General features: G+C 45.8%; 13 protein-coding genes and 1 other RNA gene. 9 read left to right on the top strand and 5 right to left on the bottom strand.

All coding sequences use genetic code 11. The features are described 5' to 3' along the window. The 7 genes from K6Y21_RS05995 to K6Y21_RS05965 all read left to right on the top strand — a co-directional run. The coding region (locus tag K6Y21_RS05995) for an immunoglobulin-like domain-containing protein (RefSeq protein ID WP_233070865.1) at nt 1-7030 on the top strand (7030 nt) is incomplete at its 5' end. Between the two features lie 92 nt (nt 7031-7122). Then, nucleotides 7123-9300: a type I secretion system permease/ATPase gene (locus tag K6Y21_RS05990; RefSeq protein ID WP_233070864.1), complete on the top strand. Its 2178-nt coding sequence runs from the start codon at nt 7123-7125 to the stop codon at nt 9298-9300. Then, on the top strand, nt 9293-10693 hold the full coding sequence (locus K6Y21_RS05985; RefSeq protein WP_233070863.1) for an HlyD family type I secretion periplasmic adaptor subunit: 1401 nt from the start codon (nt 9293-9295) through the stop codon (nt 10691-10693). The genes K6Y21_RS05990 and K6Y21_RS05985 overlap by 8 nt, the downstream gene beginning before the upstream one ends. A gap of 32 nt (nt 10694-10725) precedes the next feature. After that, the gene (locus tag K6Y21_RS05980; protein ID WP_233070862.1) at nt 10726-12039 is read left to right on the top strand and encodes a TolC family outer membrane protein; all 1314 of its coding nucleotides are present in this window, start codon (nt 10726-10728) and stop codon (nt 12037-12039) included. Between the two features lie 8 nt (nt 12040-12047). Beyond that, nucleotides 12048-12764 (top strand): transglutaminase-like cysteine peptidase, encoded by a 717-nt coding sequence (locus K6Y21_RS05975; protein ID WP_233070861.1) that lies wholly within the window; start codon nt 12048-12050, stop codon nt 12762-12764. 8 nt (nt 12765-12772) lie between these two features. Beyond that, complete coding sequence (locus K6Y21_RS05970) at nt 12773-14704, top strand: EAL domain-containing protein (protein WP_233070860.1); 1932 nt, start codon at nt 12773-12775, stop codon at nt 14702-14704. A 61-nt stretch (nt 14705-14765) separates the two neighbouring features. Further along, nucleotides 14766-15464 carry an SIMPL domain-containing protein gene (locus tag K6Y21_RS05965; RefSeq protein ID WP_233070859.1) on the top strand — a complete coding sequence of 233 codons (699 nt, stop codon included), beginning with the start codon at nt 14766-14768 and terminating at the stop codon, nt 15462-15464. Nucleotides 15465-15526: 62 nt separating this feature from the next. Here K6Y21_RS05965 and serA read toward each other — a convergent pair whose 3' ends face one another. From serA to zapA, 5 genes are all read right to left on the bottom strand, one after another. Further along, complete coding sequence (gene serA, locus K6Y21_RS05960) at nt 15527-16756, bottom strand: phosphoglycerate dehydrogenase (protein ID WP_233070858.1); 1230 nt, start codon at nt 16754-16756, stop codon at nt 15527-15529. 128 nt (nt 16757-16884) lie between these two features. Next, on the bottom strand, nt 16885-17538 hold the full coding sequence (gene rpiA / locus K6Y21_RS05955; protein ID WP_233070857.1) for a ribose-5-phosphate isomerase RpiA: 654 nt from the start codon (nt 17536-17538) through the stop codon (nt 16885-16887). A gap of 36 nt (nt 17539-17574) precedes the next feature. Then, entirely contained in the window at nt 17575-18189 is a 615-nt protein-coding gene (locus K6Y21_RS05950) for a 5-formyltetrahydrofolate cyclo-ligase (RefSeq protein WP_233070856.1), read from the bottom strand. Between the two features lie 28 nt (nt 18190-18217). Then, nucleotides 18218-18401: non-coding RNA, 6S RNA (ssrS, locus tag K6Y21_RS05945), on the bottom strand. A gap of 16 nt (nt 18402-18417) precedes the next feature. Beyond that, on the bottom strand, nt 18418-18732 hold the full coding sequence (zapA, locus tag K6Y21_RS05940; RefSeq protein WP_233070855.1) for a cell division protein ZapA: 315 nt from the start codon (nt 18730-18732) through the stop codon (nt 18418-18420). 164 nt (nt 18733-18896) lie between these two features. Here zapA and K6Y21_RS05935 point away from each other — a divergent pair, with 164 nt between their 5' ends. Together K6Y21_RS05935 and pepP are read left to right on the top strand one after the other, a co-directional pair. After that, nucleotides 18897-19469 (top strand): UPF0149 family protein, encoded by a 573-nt coding sequence (locus K6Y21_RS05935; RefSeq protein WP_233070854.1) that lies wholly within the window; start codon nt 18897-18899, stop codon nt 19467-19469. Between the two features lie 49 nt (nt 19470-19518). Further along, the gene (gene pepP, locus K6Y21_RS05930) at nt 19519-20829 is read left to right on the top strand and encodes a Xaa-Pro aminopeptidase (protein WP_233070853.1); all 1311 of its coding nucleotides are present in this window, start codon (nt 19519-19521) and stop codon (nt 20827-20829) included. Nucleotides 20830-20841 lie beyond the last annotated feature (12 nt).

The raw sequence follows: 20841 nt of genomic DNA, 5'->3' as shown, positions 1-20841 counted from the left end.
GGATAAAGCGCCAGCGACCGACTTAACCGTTCAAGTCATCACCGGGCATATCACCACCGATAACGGTGATGTGATTGCTCAAACCCAAGACGTGGTGATCAAAGCAGGCACCACAGAAACCGTGTTTACCGTTGATACCCTAGACGATGCTTACGCCGATAACGGCGAGAAGTTCCAAGTCAGCCTAGGCAACACTACAGGTGGCGGTTATGAGAACTTGGTGAAAGGCACCTCAGTGGTGGAAACCACCATTAATGACCAAACCGGCACCGACGGTAACCCAGGACCTGAAGACACTGCGACCATCAGCCTCAGTGGCGATGCCTCGGTAGTAGAAGGTGAAAGCGCCAGCTACACCGTGACCGTGGATAAAGCGCCAGCGACTGACTTAACCGTTCAAGTCATCACCGGCCATATCACCACCGATAACGGTGATGTGATTGCTCAAACCCAAGACGTGGTGATCAAAGCGGGCACCACAGAAACCGTGTTTGCCGTTGATACTCTAGATGATGCTTACGCCGATAACGGCGAGAAGTTCCAAGTCAGCCTAGGCAACACCACAGGTGGCGGTTATGAGAATCTGGTGAAAGGCACCTCAGTGGTGGAAACCACCATCAATGACCAAACCGGCACCGACGGTAACCCAGGGCCTGAAGACACCACTACGATCAATTTAAGTGGTGCAAGCACTGTTATTGAAGGCGATGATGCGAGCTATAAGGTTAGTGTTGATAATGCTCCAGCATCAGACTTGACTGTCCAAGTGATCACGGGCCACATCACCACCGATAACGGTGATGTGATTGCTCAAACTCAAGACGTGGTGATCAAAGCCGGCACCACAGAAACCGTGTTTACAGTGGCAACCCTTGATGACGCAGTCAAGGAAGTTGACGAGCAGTTTAATGTTACCTTAGGCACCACCACAGGTGGCGGCTACGAGAATCTAGTTAAAGGTAACAGTGCTGTCACTACCACCATTACCGATAACGACAGTTCTACTCTAGTTATTAACCCAGCTAGCCAAGCCAATAATGTTTCGGTGGTTGAAGGCAACCAAGCCATCTTCACCGTTGAAGTAGGTAAAGCGGCCCTTGGCAGCGTGGTCAGCCTCAGCTTAACTGATGGCACCGCTACGGCAGCGGATTACGAGGCCAGTTTTGAAGTCAGCACCGATGGCGGCACGACGTGGACCGTATCTAATGGTCAGGTTAATTTACCAAATGGCGGCAACCAAACCATTTTAGTGCGTACGCAAACCATTGATGATGCGTATTTAGAGCCAAATGAAACTTACCAGCTAAACGCGACTTTAGTCAGTGGCAGCGATACCCTGCAAAGCACGGGCACAGCCACTATTACTGATGACAGTACTACGATCCCACCTGTTGGCGCTGACACGGCGACCATCAGCCTCAGCGGCGATGCCTCGGTGGTAGAAGGCGAAAGCGCCAGCTACACCGTGACCGTGGACAAAGCGCCAGCGACCGACTTAACCGTTCAAGTCATCACCGGCCATATCACCACCGATAACGGTGATGTTATCGCTCAAACCCAAGACGTGGTGATCAAAGCCGGCACCACAGAAACCGTGTTTGCTGTTGATACCCTAGACGATGCTTACGCTGATAATGGCGAGAAGTTCCAAGTGAGCCTAGGCAACACCACAGGTGGCGGTTATGAGAACTTGGTGAAAGGCACCTCAGTGGTGGAAACCACCATTAATGACCAAACCGGCACCGACGGTAACCCAGGGCCAGAAGACACAGCGACCATCAGCCTCAGTGGCGATGCTTCGGTAGTAGAAGGCGAAAGCGCCAGCTACACCGTGACTGTAGATAAAGCGCCAGCGACCGACTTAACCGTTCAAGTGATCACCGGCCATATCACCACCGATAACGGTGATGTTATCGCTCAAACCCAAGACGTGGTGATCAAAGCCGGCACCACAGAAACCGTGTTTGCCGTTGATACCCTAGACGATGCTTATGCCGATAACGGTGAGAAGTTCCAAGTGAGCCTAGGCAACACCACAGGTGGCGGTTATGAGAATCTGGTGAAAGGCACCTCAGTGGTGGAAACCACCATCAATGACCAAACGGGCACCGACGGTAACCCAGGACCGGAAGACACGGCGACCATCTCCTTAAGCGGTGATACTAGTGTGGTAGAAGGCGAAAGCGCCAGCTACACCGTGACCGTGGACAAAGCGCCAGCGACCGACTTAACCGTTCAAGTCATCACCGGCCATATCACCACCGATAACGGTGATGTTATCGCTCAAACCCAAGACGTGGTGATCAAAGCCGGCACCACAGAAACCGTGTTTGCTGTTGATACCCTAGACGATGCTTACGCTGATAATGGCGAGCAGTTCCAAGTGAGCCTAGGCAACACCACCGGTGGCGGTTATGAGAATCTGGTGAAAGGCACCTCAGTGGTGGAAACCACCATTAATGACCAAACCGGCACCGACGGTAACCCAGGGCCAGAAGACACAGCGACCATCAGCCTCAGTGGCGATGCTTCGGTAGTAGAAGGCGAAAGCGCCAGCTACACCGTGACCGTGGATAAAGCGCCAGCGAGTGACTTAACCGTCCAAGTCATCACCGGCCATATCACCACCGATAACGGTGATGTTATCGCTCAAACCCAAGACGTGGTGATCAAAGCCGGCACCACAGAAACCGTGTTTGCCGTTGATACCCTAGATGATGCTTACGCCGATAACGGCGAGAAGTTCCAAGTGAGCCTAGGCAACACCACAGGTGGCGGTTATGAGAATCTGGTGAAAGGCACCTCAGTGGTGGAAACCACCATCAATGACCAAACCGGCACCGACGGTAACCCAGGGCCAGAAGACACGGCGACCATCAGCCTCAGTGGCGATGCCTCGGTAGTAGAAGGTGAAAGCGCCAGCTACACCGTGACTGTAGATAAAGCGCCAGCGACCGACTTAACCGTTCAAGTCATCACTGGGCATATCACCACCGATAACGGTGATGTGATTGCTCAAACCCAAGACGTGGTGATCAAAGTAGGCACCACAGAAACCGTGTTTACCGTTGATACTCTAGACGATGCTTACGCCGATAACGGCGAGAAGTTCCAAGTGAGCCTAGGCAACACTACAGGTGGCGGTTATGAGAACTTGGTGAAAGGCACGTCCGTGGTGGAAACCACCATCAATGACCAAACCGGCACCGACGGTAACCCAGGGCCAGAAGATACCGCTATCGTGACGCTCGCGGGCCCAACTGACGTTGTAGAAGGTGAAAAGGCAACGGACTATACCCTAACGCTAGATACGCCTGTACCAGATGGAAAATCGGTAACGATTAACCTGCAATATTCAGGTAAAGCTGCAGACGGTACGGACTTTACTGGTGTGAAGTCAGTCATTATTACCGGGCCTTCTAATAGCGCCACATTTGATATCCAAACTATTCAAGACGAGATATACGAGGGAGCAGAATCCTTCATCGTCAGTATCGAGAGCATAGTTGATACTGATAATGCGTTTGAGAATATTGTTGATAAAGGTGATACGGTCACAACGGTTATTGATGACTCGAAAGGGGTTGATAATGATCTTCCTAGTTTCACTCTCACAGCGACTGATGGCTCATCGGCTAATGCTGTCAATGAAGGGGAAGTGGCTGGTTACCAAATCACGATTGGAGATAAAGGGGTTGCTGACGGTATTAATGTGACCCTTGAGTTGAAAATGACCGAGGGCACGGCGCTAAACCCTGAAGATTTTACAGGCTTACAAGGAATTACATTCGATTCATCTAAAGGTGTTTACCTTGTTACACTGACGGGTCCATTGGCTGCTAATTCTGTCGTCGCAACCTTGAGTGCAAGTACCGTCGATGATAATGAATATGAATCAAATGAGAAGTTTAAAGTTTCTCTAGAGTCAACGACATTAGGCTCGGTTAGCGGAGAAGTTGAAACCACGATTTTGAATAATGATGCACCTGTGCTTGCTCCTGTCGATGTGGAGGTTAATGAAGCAGGCCTGATTGATGGAAGTAACCCAGGCGTAGGCCATGTGGTTTCTGGTAATTTATTGGGCACTGATGACAGTTTATCAATCAGCAGTATTGCAGGTGGTGTACTAGATGCAAACACAGGCATTATTACGGTGACCACTGCACAGGGCGTATTAACGGTTGAAACCACAGGTGCTAACGCAGGACAGTACCAGTATCAATTGAATGACACCTTTAGTCATCAAGCTGGCAATGGCACTAATACCGCCGACAATGCGAACTCCTTTGACATTACTGTTTCTGGTCACAACGGCGTGACGACTAATTTAACCCTTAATGTAGACATCATTGATGATATTCCAACGGCGAATATCGTGTCGCCAGATCCTATCGATTTTACTCAACAAACGACTAACTTGGTGTTTGTGCTTGATGTGTCTGGCTCTATGGGTTGGGACATGGAAGGTGATCGACCAAACAATGCTAATTGGGGCGGCACAGATCGCCTAACCATCGCCAAGCAAAGCTTAGAGAAACTGATTGATGCCTACAGCAATCTTGGTGACGTTAACATCAAGATAGTCTCGTTTAGACATCAAGTTGACGTGGAATCGGATTGGTTAACCTTGGCTGAGGCGAAAGCCCTGCTTAATACCCTCAATGCGGATAATGGGACCGATTATGATGATGCCTTACGAGCATTGGTAGACGGCTTTAATCCGCCAACTAAAGCCGATGGTTCGGCCGCCGATCTAACCAAGGTGTACTTCTTATCAGATGGTGTGCCAAATGACGACAATGATAAGCAAGAAATCCGCGATTATGAATCCACTTGGCAAACGTTTGTTGAAGATAACAATATTGAAGCTGAAGCTATCGGGATAGGCAGTAACGTCTCAACCGAATATTTAGATATGGTGGCGCACCCGACTAAAGCTGATGGCTCAGAGCCGACTCAAATCGTGACAACGGCTAATGGTTTATTGACTGTATTACTGGATTCAGTGAAGGCAGTTGTGACAGGTGACGTTGATACCAAAGTGACAGGCTCGGTTGCAACGGGTATTGATTATGGTGCCGATGGTGGCTTTATTGAATCCATTGAAGTGGATGGCGTGACTTATAACCGTCCAGCAGGGCCTGACTTTAAAGTTAAAATTGATACTCAAAATGGCGGTGAGCTCGTATTTGATTTTTCATCCGGTGAATACACCTATGTGGTCACGTTGGGCGACAAGCCGGCAAATAGCGATACGTTTGCTGACAATATCGTGGTTAATGTGGTTGATAATGATGGCGATAAGGCAAAATCTGATTTTGATATCAGTGTTACCTTCCCTGTTATCGACACGACACCTGTGGCTAACTTAGATACTGATTTAGTCACTGAGGCATCAGGTCAGCCAGATAATGCTTCAAGCGCGGTGATTAACGGTAACGTTCTGATTAACGACATGTATGGCGAAGACGTCCCGGCTCCCGTCATAGGCGCTGCTGTGGGTGAAACCGTGGGGAATGTCAGCGGTGGTGTAGGTCAAGTGTTAGTAGGAGAATTTGGTACTCTCGTGCTCAACTCAGACGGCAGTTATACTTACACTCTTGATAACAAAAATGCCCAAGTACAAGCGCTTGACCGTAACGAAACCTTAGTTGATAAGTTCACCTATACCATTACGGATGATAATGGCGATTTATCTTCAGCTAATCTCAATATCACGGTGCGTGGTGTAACCGACCCTATGTTAGATGCGGTTGATGATTCCGCGAGTACCTTCGCTGGACAGCCAGTCTATGTTGATATTCTAAATAACGATATCAACCCATCGGACAGTGATACCGCGGACAGTGATAAAGAGATTACGATCGAAGGTATCAATGTCCTTAATGGTGCTGGCCAAGCTTACATCGTTGACGGTGAATTGGTGTATATTCCTGGCAAAACGCAAGAAACGGCAAGAATTGAGTACACCATCACCAATGATAAAGGCGAAACCGACACGGCTATCGTGACGATCAACGTGACCGAAAGAGACTTTACTGGCTCTACCTTAACGGGTGAAAGCGGTAATGATCAAATAACCACTGTTTCAGGAACAGACACAGGCTCTAAGGACTTCCAGCTTCAGCTAGGTGGTTACAATGGTTTTGTGACTAACCCTGACGGCAGCCGTACATTTATCAACGTTGGCGCCAGAGACGAACGCAAAGTTATGAGCCAAGAAGAGCAATTAATTGATTCATCTGGTGGTAATGACTACGTGAAAGGGTCGATTGGCTCCGATACCATTTACTTAGGTGATGGTTTTAGAGAAACTGATGAGGCATCAACCAAAGCCTTCTTGGATAAAGAAGCGTTAAAAGATCAAGCCGAGCTTGATGCGTATCACACCGGTTCAGTATCAAGCTCTATTGTGGATATTGCTGATGGGGGAGCGGGTGATGACATCATCTATGGTGGCTCTCAAGGCGTGGATGATCCTAATGCAACCGAAGATGGCTTAGAGCGCCCAATCTCTCATTACGATTATATTTATGGTAATGATGGTGATGACATGATTGATGGCGGCTTAGGTTACGACGTACTGCGTGGTGGCTCTGGTAACGACACCATCATAGGTGGCTTGGGTGATGATGATATCGCGGGTAACTCAGGTAATGACATTCTCATCGGTGGTGAGGGTCGCGATACCTTCCGCTTCTTTGCAGAGGATGTCATCCTTGAATCGGGTAATGACAAACAGTTGTCAGGTAATAAAGACACCATTATCGACTTCAACTTAAACCAAGATAAATTGGACTTAACCGACCTGTTACAAGGCGAGTCAGAAAACACAATTGACCAATACTTACAGGCAACAGAAAATGCCAATGGTGGCATAGACATTATTGTTGATGCAGACGGCATCGCAGGTGGTGATACCATGACCATTACCTTAGATGGTGTGCGATACAGTGATGCTGGTGCAGCCAGCGGTGAAGACTTTATTCAAAAGCTTATTCAAGATGGCAACCTGATCATCGATAAGTAATTGGTAAGTCATTGAAAAGTTGAGTTATAATTTCAACATGCCTCGTTTCTGAGGCATGTTGTGTTATTTGCTAAGGTAAGGATACGTATTTAGTGGTAAATGATGGTGACAAACTAGGTGGAGACCCGCTTGTTGACCCGCTGTTAGAGTGTTTAGTGTTTTTAACTAAACACTACGGCGAGCCGCACTCAGCTGAAGTATTGACGGCGGGTTTACCTATGATAGACGGTCGTTTATCGCCGCGTTTAGTCGCACGGGCGGCAGAAAAAGGCGGCTTACAAGCCCGCCTGAGCCATATGCCCTTAAAAGACATCTCTGCTTTATTGCTGCCTTGTATTTTGATTTTAGACGAAAATCAAGCGTGTGTTTTATTGTCGGTAGATAAAGAAACCAGCACTGCCAAGGTTATTTTCCCACTGGCAGGGGAAGGCGAAACGCAAATTGAATTGGCAGAGCTTAAAGCCTTGTATCAAAACAAGGTCTTTTTTGTTAAACCGCAACACAGGTTTGATAAACGTACGCCGCAGCTGATTGATAGTGGCCACGGCCATTGGTTTTGGAGCACCATACGTGGCTCTTTACCTATTTATCGTGATGTACTGATTGCTTCATTGCTGATTAATGTGTTCGCTGTGGTCAGCCCCTTATTTGTGATGAATGTTTATGACCGCATCGTTCCCAATTTAGCATTTGACTCCCTTTGGGTGCTGGCAATCGGTGTCTCTATTGTCTTTGTGTTTGATTTTATCATGCGGCAGATGCGAAGCTACTTTATTGATGTAGCGGGAAAAAAATCAGATATTCTGCTTTCATCAAAGATCTTTTCAAAAGTCATGGGAATGCGTTTAGAAGCGCGTCCTGCCTCAACAGGGGCGTTTGCTCGTCATTTGCAAGAGTTCGAATCTGTTAGGGATTTTTTCACAAGTGCCACCGTTGCCGCTCTGGTTGATGTGCCTTTTGCACTGTTAACGCTGACCGTGATCTGGTTAGTTGCAGGGCCTATGGTGTTTATACCGGCTTTATGCCTGTTCATTCTTTTAGCCTACAGCTTTGCTATTCAACTGCCCTTACGCCGTAGTATTGATGAAGGATCTCGATTGGCTGCGCAGAAATATGCCAATTTAGTGGAAGGATTAAATGGCATTGAGGGGATTAAGGTAACCGGGGCGGAAGGGATCTATCAACACCGCTGGGAAGAAGCGGTTTCCCATATGTCAAACTGGAGTATCAAAACCCGTAAATTAAGTAATTCGGTCTCGAGTTTATCATCCTTCTTACAACAAATGTTGAGTGTGAGCTTAATCGTATTTGGTGTGTACCTTATTAAAGACGGTGAGCTAAGCATGGGGGGATTAATTGCCGCTGTGATGTTAAGTAGTCGTGCTTTAGGCCCACTTAGTCAACTGTCGTTACTCATCACTCGCTATACCCAAACAAAATCGGGTCTGGCTATTTTAGAAAATATCATGGCAATGCCTGATGAGACTGAAGATGGTAAGCGCTACATTCACCGTACTAATATGGTCGGGGACATCGAATTTCAGTCAGTTAGCTTTAAATACCCAGAGCAGGAAAATAATGTTATTTCAGACATTAATTTACGTATCCGCCCTGGCGAAAAAGTGGCCATTATAGGCCGTATTGGCTCGGGTAAAACAACCCTACAAAAGTTGCTTATGGGGTTATATCGCCCGAGCGAAGGTAGTATTCATTTAGATGGGATTGAGCAAAACCAGATCCACCCAGCTGATTTAAGACGCACCATGGGGTGTGTGTTACAAGACTCACCCCTCTATTATGGCTCGATACGAGAAAACATTTGCTTGGGTGTGCCCTTTACATCCGATGATATGGTATTGAAAGCGGCCCATCGTGCTGGCATATCCTCATTCACGGATCGTGATCCCAATGGATTAGATCGTCAAGTAGGTGAGGGGGGCCGATTATTATCGGGTGGCCAACGTCAGTCTGTCGTAATTGCTCGCTCTTTGCTGCTTGATCCTAATGTGTTTATTATGGATGAACCAACCAGTGCCATGGATAATCGCTCAGAGTTGCATATCAAGAAGCAGCTGGCAAGTTTAGATAAGCATCAAACCTTGATACTCATTACCCATAAAACCAGCATGCTTGATATCGTTGATCGCCTTATTGTGATGGATACTGGCAAAATTGTGGCCGATGGGCCAAAAGAGGCGGTATTGACCGCATTGAAAGAAGGGCGTGTCACCATTGCTGGGCGAGCGGTTCGTGAGGCGAGCAATGGATAATTTACACAACACCAATCAGTTACCCAGTAAGCATGAACTGGATTATATCAATGAGACCAGCGCTGCCAGCTTACTCAATACCGCATTGCGGGCACGTTTATTACTTTGGTTTATGTTTTTATTTTTTGTCTGTGCGGTGATTTGGGCGTACTTTGCTGAGCTCGATGAAGTCACCGTAGGGACAGGTAAAATCATTCCTTCTTCACAGGTGCAAATTGTCCAAAATTTAGAGGGTGGCATTTTACGCGAAATATATATTGAAGAAGGTGATGTCGTTGAAAAAGGTCAAACCTTGATGCGGATTGACGACACTAAATTTCGCAGTGATTTTAGAGAAAAAGAGCAAAATGCGTTTACCTTAACCAGTGACATTATTCGTTTAAATGCTGAGAAGGAAAGTGTTCAAGTGAACGCGGATAACTCGGTGCCTTGGCAAGAACAAATTGTCATTAATCAGGTGGAATTAACGTACAGCGAAGAATTTGAACAGCAACATACGTTACAAATTTCCGCTGAGAAAGCGCGCTATCGACAAGCCATTGCAGGTATCAATAATCAACTATTGATCATGGCTCAGCAAATACAGCAGAAAGAGCAAGAGCTGGTTGAAGTCAATTCTAAGGTTAAGCATCTGCAAAGAGCTTACGGGTTAGTGCGTAAAGAGTTAAGTTTAACAAGGCCACTGGCGAAAGAAGGCGTAGTTTCTGAAGTTGAGCTGATTAAGTTAGAGCGGGATTTAAATGGCACGGCATCTGAACTAGAGAGTGCGCGTTTAAGCATACCTAAAATAAAGGCATCGATTAAAGAAACCATCAGCAAGCGCCGTGAAACAGCCCTTGAGTTTCGGCGTAAAGTCTTAGAGCAATTAGATGAAGCCGAAGGTAAAATGGCGTCGCTAAATGAAGTACAAGTTGGGCTCAAAGACAGAGTGTCACGAACCAATGTGGTTTCCCCCGTTAAAGGTAAAGTTAAAACTATTAACATTAATACCTTAGGGGGAGTGATTAAGCCGGGGATGGATCTGGTTGAAATTGTGCCATTAGAAGATACCCTATTAGTAGAAGCAAAAATTTTACCTAAAGATATCGCCTTTTTAAGGCCTGGATTGAATGCGGTGGTTAAATTAACCGCCTATGATTTTGCTATCTATGGTGGGTTGTCAGGCACACTAGAGCACATCAGTGCCGATACCATCATGGATGAAGAAGGGAATAGCTTCTATCTTATCCGTGTAAGAACCGAGCAAAGCTCGATCGGCAGTGGTGAGTCTCAGTTGCCCATCATTCCCGGTATGTTAGCCAGTGTCGATGTGATGACAGGAAAAAAAAGTGTACTGGATTATTTACTTAAACCAATTCTTAGAGCACAGCAAACCGCACTAAGAGAAAGATAACAATAATCATAAGTTAAGGGATAAATTTTACGATGAAAAAAAAGATTATCAGCTCTTTATTGGCTGCTGGGTTCATCTTCTCAAGCTCTAGCTATGCAGAAACCCTAGAGAGTAGTGTGGCAAAAACATTGGTTTCCAACCCAGAAATTAACCGCGTTCTGAGTCGTGTTGGTGCATTTCAAAAAGCCAATGATGGGGCATTTGCAGGCTACTTACCCACCATAGATATCAATGCCGGTATCGGTAGAGAAAGAACCGACAGAGATAACTTTGAAACCACCACCTATACGCGCAAAGAGTTGGGTTTTAGTTTGCGTCAGATCCTGTTTAATGGCTTTGCGACCGGTGCGGAATATGACCGGACAGCGTTTGAGGCCAATGCGGAGCAATACGCCTTGCTTGCTGATGCCGAGGATGTGTCTCTTAAAACTATCTCAGCTTACTTAAATGTACTAAAAAGCAGTGAGACCTTAGCCTTAGCTGAGCAAAACCTTGAAATCCATGAAAAGATTTACCGCGATATCAAAAAGCGCACTGACTCGGGTATTGGCTCAACCTCTGATTTATCACAAATTGAAGCGCGTTTAGCGCGCTCAAGTGCAAACGTGGTTAATGCTGAAAACAATCTTTCCGATGCCGAGACGCAATATTTACGTTTGGTTAATGAATACCCTGAAAACTTAGAAGTCCCTCAGCCGGACTTCTCAGGTGTTCCCAGCACGTTTGCAGATGTCGTACAAAGAGCCATGGACAATCATCCACGACTAAAATCGTCACGTCAGGACATCTACGCTGCGAATGCACAACACGAAGTAGCAAAATCGCGTTATTACCCTGAGGTTGCAATCGAAGTAGAAAACAACTTTCTTGATGATGCCGATGGCACAAAAGGGAGCAATGATGAACTGCTAGGCATGGTTAGAATGCGCTACAACTTATTTAATGGTGGCCGTGATCAAGCTTATGTTGAAGAAACGGCTTTTCAGGTTAACGAAGCTAAATTTATCAGTGAAGGTACCTTAAGGGATATTCACCAAGGAGCAAGACTGTCTTGGGATGCCAAACGTTATTTAGAGCAACAACAAGCTTTTCTAGAGCGTCATGTTGAGGCCAGTGAGCAGACCCGAAATGCCTATGGTAAGCAGTTTAATCTTGGCAAGCGCACCTTATTAGATGTTCTTAACACCGAAACGGAATTGTTTGAAGCGAAGAAAGACTTGGTTTCAACACGCTACGAAGTGATGGAAGCCAACTTCCGTATTCTTAATTCCATGGGCAGCTTACTTGGCTCCCTTCGTGTTGCGCCACCAGAAGATTGGCGTCAGCAATTACGCGACATTCAGTAAAACGATAGATGAGTTGGCTTAAAGGCGTTTTTACACCTAAATTCATTAGGGTAAATACGCCTTTTTTGTTGGTTGGCTGGCTACTACTCAGCTCTGGCTTGGTGGTGTTGGCAGGCCAAGGTATTGACGAGCAAGCCCTGTATAAAAAAGTAATGCGGGTTTATAACAGCGAGCGTGCCGTAAAAAGGGTGACGGCTTGGCGTAAACTTATTGCTCAAGAGCAAGGCAGCAGCGAGCAGCGCAAGTTAACAGAAGTGAATGCTTTTTTTAATCAGATGGCATTCGTGAACGACAGCAAACTTTGGGGACAAAAGGACTATTGGGCAACCCCTGTTGAGTTTTTAGCGGTAGCGGCTGGTGATTGTGAAGATTTTAGTATTGCGAAGTACTTTTCGTTAATTGAACTGGGTGTAGCGGAAGAAAAGCTACGTTTGGTTTATGTTAAAGCGTTAACCTTAGATCAATTTCATATGGTGGTGGCATATTATCCAACACCCGATGCGATGCCGATGATTTTAGATAACTTGGATACGGATATTAAACCGGCGAGCCAACGCAAAGATTTAGCGCCCGTCTACAGTTTTAATGGTACTAACCTTTGGTTAATGAAAGCGAAGGGTCGGGGTCAAATTGCAGGAAAGGCGTCGCGCTTACAAAGCTGGAATGAGTTACGTGGTGGTTTTAAAAACAACCGCATGAACAAGCCGAAAAGAAGTGTTGATTGAGGGCCACTATGACGCTTTATAGACAGTTAGGCACAACCGTTTTTGTGATATTTACACTGGTATTTTGTATCGCGTTTTATACGGTCTTTTTGGCCACAAAGGAACAATACCTTAGCGCTCATTCAGAACATTTTTCCCAGCTGACTGAAAAGCTCAGTCGCCAGATCAGCCCCCTTGCCTTAGCGTCGGACTGGGATCGGGCAACCACACTGTTAGTGGAGCAACAAGAACAATTTAGTCGGGTATCGGTCAAGAATGACCAAGGGGAAATGGTGTTATCATTAGCAGGCGCGCCATCCGAGCTCATCGTGCCTACTTGGTTTAGTCATTATGTGGCTATTGCGCCGTTGCAAATCACGCAGTCGTTACCTACGCAAGCCCAAGCCACTTATCAGGTGATCTTTCAGGCGAATATACAGTCACAATTGGCGGCATTGTGGCAGCAGGCAAAACAGCTTTTTGGCTGGTTATTACTCATATATATTGTTGCTGTGGTATTGGCATTGGTGCTGATCAAACGGCTTTTGATGCCCTTAATGAAAGTCAGTGATCAAGCACAAGCCATGCGTGGCGCTAACGCCAACAAGCAACTTGATTTACCTCAAACTCAAGAGTTGCAAGAAGTCGTTAAAACCCTTAATGAAATGCACTCTACGATCAATCAGCAATTCAAACAGCAAGCCGAAGTAGCAGAAACCATACGGGACAAAATATACCGAGATGAGGTAACGGGGCTGGGAAATCGCGCCTACTTTATGGGGCAGGCTAAAACGTGGATTGCTGAATCCGGCTCTGGTGGTGTCGCCCTGATATCGTTAGATATCTTAGAGGATGTTTACCTTGAGCAAGGTGAGGCAGCCAGAGATCATCTAGCGAAAGCATCAGCCTCAACTATTCAAGCGGCGGTAATGCATAATGACCAAGTGGTCTTAGCCAGACTTTCAATCAATGAGTTTGCAGTCATATTACCCGGTCTTGAGGCTGATCAGCTGTTGCATGTTGCTGAGGTTATCCAAGATGCCTTGTCAGATTTAGTGGTGAGCCCCCTTGAAGAAGCTTCCTCTATCTCTTATATCGGCTTAGTATTACGCCAGCAAGAAGAGAGCATTACCGAGCTACTTTGTCGAGCAGACAATGCGTTGCAAATTTCAAGAACGCAGCGTTTAAACCCTATCCACTTAATTAAGTGCAGTGAACGCTTTAACCTCGGCAGGGCAGGATGGAAGCATTTAGTGCAGGACGCCATACATCAAGATCTCTTTGCATTTAAGGCACAGCCCGTTGTGATGCGCGAAACGGAGCAAATGTTACACGGGGAGTTATTTAGCTATATTGATAAAGATGGGCAGCATTTTTTTGCGAGCCAGTTTATGGCAGCCATTGAGCACTTTAAGCTTGGCTGTCTGTTTGACCAATACGTGTTAAAGAAGGTCCCTCAACAGCTTGCTTTGGAAGCGTTCCCCTGTGTGGCGGTCAATTTAACCATGACCTCCTGTCTCGACGAGGATTTTCACCTTTGGTTAGCGCGCTTTTTACGTCAACATCCCGAACTAAAGACAAAGTTAGTCGTAGAATTACCGGAAACAGCGTGTTTTGCTCACCAGCAAGAAATCATGCCGCTGCTGGACATTATTAAGCAAGCGGGCTTAAGTTTTGGTATTGACCAATTTGGCCGACATTTTCAATCTTTAACTTACTTGGAGCAGCTATGCCCTGCCTATGTTAAGGTTGATTATAGTTATACCAATCAGGTTGAAGAGGTCACTGGTGACAGTGAGTTTCTGGATGCGGTGTGTCAGGCTGCGCTTAAGTTGGGCATCGTCACGGTAGCAACACGCGTTGAAAGTCAAGCTCAGCTAGAGCGTCTATCCCGGCTACATATCGATGCTTACCAAGGTTTTATTTCACCGCCACAAAAAATTTCTCGACAAGAAAAGTAACCCCGTTTGTGAGCAATCGGGGTTTAATCGCTTACTTGTTTCGTTTTCTAGGATTAACACTATGCGTTTAGCTATTTTTTCTTGTTTATTATTTAGTTGCTCTGTGATTGCTGCCGCTACTCCAGAACAGCCTCATGTCATCACCTCAGGGTTTGCACAAGTGAAAGTGAGCCCAGATATGGCGGTTATAGAGGTCAGTGCCGAGGTGGTTGATAAAGATGCGTTAAATGCAAAGCAACAGCTTGATAAGCGCGTTAATGACTTTATTGTATCAGCCACTAAAGAGCTGAATATCGCGCAGCCAAACATCGTCGCGCAGACCCTCTACACTCACCCAGAATACGAATACCGTAAAGATGATAAGCCTTTGTTGGTGGGGTATAAGGCCTCTCGGCAGTTAACCATCTCGTTGATGGATTTAGATAAGCTGAGCCAATTATTGGATTTGATTTTGGCCAATCATCTACAACAGGTTAATAATATCCGCTTTGAAATACAAGACAGTGCGGACTTACAGCTTAAAGCAAGGAAATTAGCGATAGAAGATGCGAAGTCAAAAGCCCAGATGCTGGCTAAATCTTTCGATGCTGAACTGGGTGCTATCTACCAAATCAGTTATCTTCAGCGTAATGCGGTGCCTATTGTGAGAGCGAAATCGGCCATGATGATGGAAAGTGCACCTAATGGTGGATATTTAAGAGATGAGCTCACGGTACGAGATGAAATCCAGGTGGTATTTACCTTGAAAGTGAAAGAGTAAACTCTGGTTATATCAGACATAAAAAAAGCGGCAATAGCCGCTTTTTTTATCAGGTACAATGCTTAGTGTAGAACACGTGCGCGTAAGGTACCTTTGATATTTTTAAGTTTAGCGAGCGCGCCTTCACGATCATCACTTGCTACATCAATGACCACGTAACCAATGTTCTCGTTAGTTTGTAAGTACTGACCAACGATATTGATGCCTTCATCTGAGAAAGCTTGGTTAATTTGGATCATGATACCTGGGATGTTTTCATGAATGTGCAGTAGACGGCTGGTTTTCACATGTTCAGGTAAAGAAACTTCAGGGAAGTTAACGGCAGATAGGGTTGAGCCGTTGTCTGAGTATTTCACCAGTTTACCTGCTACTTCGTAGCCGATGTTTTCTTGTGCTTCTTGCGTGCTACCACCGATGTGCGGTGTTAGGATCACGTTGTCGATACCGCGAAGTGGTGAAACGAATTCGTCGTTGTTTGATTTTGGTTCAACTGGGAAAACGTCAATGGCTGCGCCGTATAGCTTGTCAGTTTTCAAGGTTTCAACTAGGGCATCGATATCAACCACAGTACCGCGTGACGCGTTGATTAAGATAGAGCCTTGTTTCATTTGAGCCAGTTCATTAGCACCAAACATCATCTTAGTTGATGGGGTTTCTGGTACGTGTAAGCTGACGATATCAGACATGGCGAGTAGCTCAGGTAAGCTAGCCACTTGGGTTGCATTACCTAAAGAAAGCTTGTTTTCGATGTCGTAGTAGTAAACGTTAAAGCCTAAGTTTTCAGCCAGAATACTTAGCTGGGTACCGATGTGACCATAACCTATGATACCTAGCTTCTTACCACGCGCTTCGTAAGAATTATCAGCCGATTTGAGCCATACGCCACGGTGTGCTTTTGCGTTTTTCTCTGGGATGCCACGTAGTAGCATCAGGATTTGGCCCAATACCATTTCAGCCACACTGCGGGTGTTAGAGAAAGGCGCGTTGAATACTGGAATACCTTTAAGTTGCGCTGCTTTAAGGTCAACTTGGTTGGTACCGATACAGAAACAACCGATGGCCACTAACTTTTCAGCAGCTTCAATGACTTCTGCTGTTAAGTTAGAACGAGAACGAATACCCACAAAGTGAACGTCTTTGATCTTCTCTTTAAGCTCTTCTTCGCTTAATGAGGTTTTTAACGACTCAATGTTGGTGTAACCAGCGGCACGGAATGTTTCTTCAGCGCTGCTATGAAGGCCTTCTAAAAGAAGGATCTTGATTTTTTCCTTACCTAGTGAAAAGGTGGTCATGCTACTTCCCTCGAACCCAAAATGTGTCAATTGCTCAAATATTGTCAATTGACAAGATACAATTAATTTAGAAAATTTACTACAAAAAACCGGTTTTCGGCGCTGAATAGCGTTATTTTTTGATCAAATTATAACGTTTTTACGCCATCCGCCGTGCCAACAAGCACCACATCCGCACCACGATCAGCAAATAGACCGTTAGTCACGACACCGACGATGTTGTTGAGTTGTTTTTCGAACTTGACGGGATCCATTATTTTTAGGTTATGTACGTCTAAAATGACGTTGCCATTATCGGTAATCACACCTTCGCGATAGACCGGATCGCCGCCTAGCTTCACTAGTTCTCTTGCCACATAACTACGAGCCATTGGGATCACTTCTATTGGCAGTGGAAATTCCCCTAAAATGTCAACATGTTTCGTGTCATCAACGATACAAATAAACTTGTCCGCCACTGCTGCAACGATTTTTTCACGTGTTAATGCAGCGCCACCGCCTTTAATCATATGGTTGTGGCCGTTGATCTCATCAGCGCCATCGACGTAAACACTGAGTTCGCTGACGTTGTTTAAGTCAAACACTTCAATGCCAAGCGCCTTTAAGCGCTCTGTTGAGGCTTCTGAGCTAGAGACTGCGCCTTTAATGTCGTACTTCATGGTGCCTAAGGCATCAATAAAATGATTAACTGTAGAGCCGGTACCCACGCCTACGATACTGCCTTCTTCGACGTATTTAAGCGCTGCCCATCCAGCGGCTTTTTTCATTTCATCCTGTGTCATGCTTATGCTCCGAGAGTACGATAAAAGAAGCGCGGATTATAGCGTATCCTTGGGCTTAAAAGCACTACCCCATGACCAGATTTTAGTCGGGGTGATGACTTCAGGAAGTGGCACATCCCATGCTTCGATGGGAAGTTTAGGTACACATTGGATATCGTGTGCTAAGCCTATGGTATAAGGTTTTTTTTTCTGGCCATCCAGGAGAGCTAGGGTGCGATCATAGAAACCGCCCCCCATACCTAAGCGGTTTCCAAGCTGATCAAAGGCGACTAAAGGTGTAAATATGATGTCGAGTTGCTCGGCCGGTTCAACCTGGTTATGTTGAATGCAAGGCTCCGCGATGCCAAATTTATTTGTTTGCATTGGGCTTTGAGCGTGATAGTGCAAAAACAGCAAGTGTCCTTCATTCATCGGATCAAGCACAGGTAAGTAGGTTTTTATGCCTTGTTGCCAGCACCATTCTATTAAGGGCTGAGGACACAGTTCACCGTCATTAGCCAAGTACAAAGCCACTTTTTTAGCTTGGCTAATTCGCGGGTGTTGCTCTACTAACTTAGGGAGTTGACGGCTGAAGTGCAGCTGTTGCTTTGGCGGCAACTGCTGTCTTTTGGCACGAACTTGTTGGCGTATTTTATGACGATTGGTATGCATGCCTTTGCCGTTAGCACGTGTTAGAAGTAAGGAACCCAGGATGCCGTTACATGGTTTTAGCCCTTGAACCCGACGGCTCAAGGTGGTGATTTTGTCACTACCGTAGGCTTCTCAGTACATGCTGAGCCTGCGCAATAGCAGTAAGCAAAATCCCCGATGTTGTAATTATCGGCTCAGGGACGTCACCATATTGACAAACACCCCAGGAAATTCAAACTGATTGTCGATCTATAAATCGTTTTTTTCAATGCCTTTTTCAATAAGTGCATTTTCAATGGTACTTTGTAGTAACTGAATACGTTGTGCCATGGTGTCTGCGTATTCGTTATTTTTGGCTTGCTCAAGTTTTAACTCATGGCAAAAATTGAGCGCTGCCATCACCGCAAGCTGCTCACTTTTGGCGATTTTTGTGCGTTGTTTCAGCTCTGCAATTTTCTCATTCAATATTTCTGCAGCCTCAAGTAACGCACTCTCTTGGCCTTGCGGACAGGCCATTTTATAAGCTTTCCCTAGAATATTGATTTCGACAGCCGATTGGCTCATTACTGAACTCCAAACATGAGAAGTGCCCAACACCAATATAGGTGCCTTTTGCTGCGACTATAAAGGCCAATGGGTGAACTTTCAAGTACTAGCTAGCGCCAACACTAAGGCAATGTTAGGATTTAGGGTAACATAGACCAGTTAATAGTGAGTTTAGATAAGCCATGACGAATAAATCAATGCCAGATTTTAATGAAGTTACCCGTGTTCTTGAATCTGCTTCATTAATGGTGGGGGCAGCGGAGTTTCACGGCGCATTAGCTGGGCTGATTTGCGCAGGTGTTAAGCTGGATGCGACCAGTTGGGAAGCGCCGTTTAATGATCTTGTGAATGAAGGTTTTGGACTGCCTGCCCCCGTAAAAAAATTGGCGGTAGAAATGTACTCAACCATTTGCGTTCAGTTAACAGATGGCAATATGGCGTTTTCGTTATTGTTACCGGATGATGAGCAACCTCTTGATGAAAGAGCCGAAGCCATGGCGCAATGGGCACAAAGCTTTTTGGTCGGATTTGGTATGATGCAATCAAAGCTCAATCAAGCCCCTGAAAACATTCAAGAGTTGATCACCGACATCCGTGATATTTCACAAGTATCTTTAGACTTTGAACAGGAAGATGAAGAGAGTGAAATTGCATTTAGCGAGGTCAGTGAATATCTACGCATTGGCGCACTGCTGTGCTTCAACGAGTTTGGCCAGCCTCTCACTCCTATTAAAGATAAGCCCACCTTACACTGATAATGAGTGTGAAGTGACGTCTTCAATTCATTTTTATAGGTTTTTTTAAATGCAATCTGAATTTCATCAACGCCAGTTAGCTTTCGGTGAATTGATGCTAGATAATAGCGTTGCCATCTTTACCGCTGCTCATGAACAAACGCGAAGTCGTGATACTGAATACCGTTTTCGTCAAGACAGTGATTTTTATTATCTGACGGGTTTTACCGAGCCTGATGCTTGGTTTGTAATAAAAAAACAACAAGGGCAAGTGAGCACGACCTTGTTTTGCCGACCGAAAGATGAACTAGCAGAAATATGGCACGGGCGTCGTTTAGGGGCGCGTGCTGCGGTGGAGCAATTAGCGACCGATCAGGCATTTGAATTGGCTGAATTAAACGAAGAATTGGCTAAGCTTCTTGACCACAGCTCGGCGGTCTATTTTGTATTACAGCAAGATCAACAGGCCGAACAACAATTTCATCAAGTGTTGGCACAGTTACGTCAAAATAGTAGACAAGGTTGCCAAGCGCCCAACCAAATCATCGATTGGCGCCCTATGTTACATGAAATGCGTTTGTTCAAATCCAGTCATGAAGTTGAGTTAATGCGCAAAGCGGCTCAAATTTCGGTTGATGGCCATATTCGTGCTATGCAGCAATGTCGCCCTGGCATGTGGGAATATCAACTCGAAGCCGAGATTCTACACGAATTTGCCATGCAGGGAGCGCGGGACGCGGCCTATAGCACTATCGTCGGCGGCGGTGATAATGCTTGTATTTTACACTACACCGAAAATGAGAGTCAGTTGCGAGATGGTGACTTGGTGCTGATTGATGCGGGTGCTGAATTTGCAGGCTATGCTGGTGATATTACGCGCACCTTTCCTGTTAATGGTCGATTTAGCCCAGAGCAAGCGGCCATTTATCAACTTGTGCTAGAGGCTCATGAAGCGGCATTAGCCACACTCGGACCGGGTAAGTCTATTAAGCAAGCTAATGATATTGTTTTACAAATCATGGTTTCGGGTTTAGTTAAGTTAGGTATAATGCAAGGTGATGTCGACGAACTAATCGAGCAACAGGCCTATAAAGCTTTTTACATGCACGGCTTATCTCATTGGATTGGCTTAGATGTGCATGACGTGGGCGATTACCAATCAAGTGATCGTTCTAGGTTACTTGAACCTGGCATGGTGATAACGGTTGAGCCTGGCTTATACATCAGCAAGATGGCCGAGGTCGACGCTAAATGGCAAGGTATAGGCATACGTATCGAAGATGATGTTGTCATCACCGCGCAGGGTATTGATAACCTGACTGCGCAAGTGCCCAAAACGATCGCCGATATCGAAGCATTGATGGCTAAAACTAACAACTAAGTGAAGAACAGC

This window comes from Motilimonas eburnea (genome assembly GCF_021295345.1).
GTDB lineage: Bacteria > Pseudomonadota > Gammaproteobacteria > Enterobacterales > CBDFNC01 > Motilimonas > Motilimonas eburnea.
The sequence above is the reverse complement of the archived record's forward strand: the minus strand, read 5'-3'. Positions and strand labels throughout refer to the sequence as shown.

Excerpts from the sequence above, each read along its gene's own strand:
- K6Y21_RS05985 (WP_233070863.1), top strand. The coding sequence starts at position 9,293 with ATGGATAATTTACACAACACCAATCAGTTACCCAGTAAGCATGAACTG.
- K6Y21_RS05980 (WP_233070862.1), top strand. The coding sequence starts at position 10,726 with ATGAAAAAAAAGATTATCAGCTCTTTATTGGCTGCTGGGTTCATCTTC.
- K6Y21_RS05975 (WP_233070861.1), top strand. The coding sequence starts at position 12,048 with ATGAGTTGGCTTAAAGGCGTTTTTACACCTAAATTCATTAGGGTAAAT.
- K6Y21_RS05970 (WP_233070860.1), top strand. The coding sequence starts at position 12,773 with ATGACGCTTTATAGACAGTTAGGCACAACCGTTTTTGTGATATTTACA.
- K6Y21_RS05965 (WP_233070859.1), top strand. The coding sequence starts at position 14,766 with ATGCGTTTAGCTATTTTTTCTTGTTTATTATTTAGTTGCTCTGTGATT.
- serA (WP_233070858.1), bottom strand. The coding sequence starts at position 16,756 with ATGACCACCTTTTCACTAGGTAAGGAAAAAATCAAGATCCTTCTTTTA.
- rpiA (WP_233070857.1), bottom strand. The coding sequence starts at position 17,538 with ATGACACAGGATGAAATGAAAAAAGCCGCTGGATGGGCAGCGCTTAAA.
- K6Y21_RS05950 (WP_233070856.1), bottom strand. The coding sequence starts at position 18,189 with ATGCATACCAATCGTCATAAAATACGCCAACAAGTTCGTGCCAAAAGA.
- zapA (WP_233070855.1), bottom strand. The coding sequence starts at position 18,732 with ATGAGCCAATCGGCTGTCGAAATCAATATTCTAGGGAAAGCTTATAAA.
- K6Y21_RS05935 (WP_233070854.1), top strand. The coding sequence starts at position 18,897 with ATGACGAATAAATCAATGCCAGATTTTAATGAAGTTACCCGTGTTCTT.
- pepP (WP_233070853.1), top strand. The coding sequence starts at position 19,519 with ATGCAATCTGAATTTCATCAACGCCAGTTAGCTTTCGGTGAATTGATG.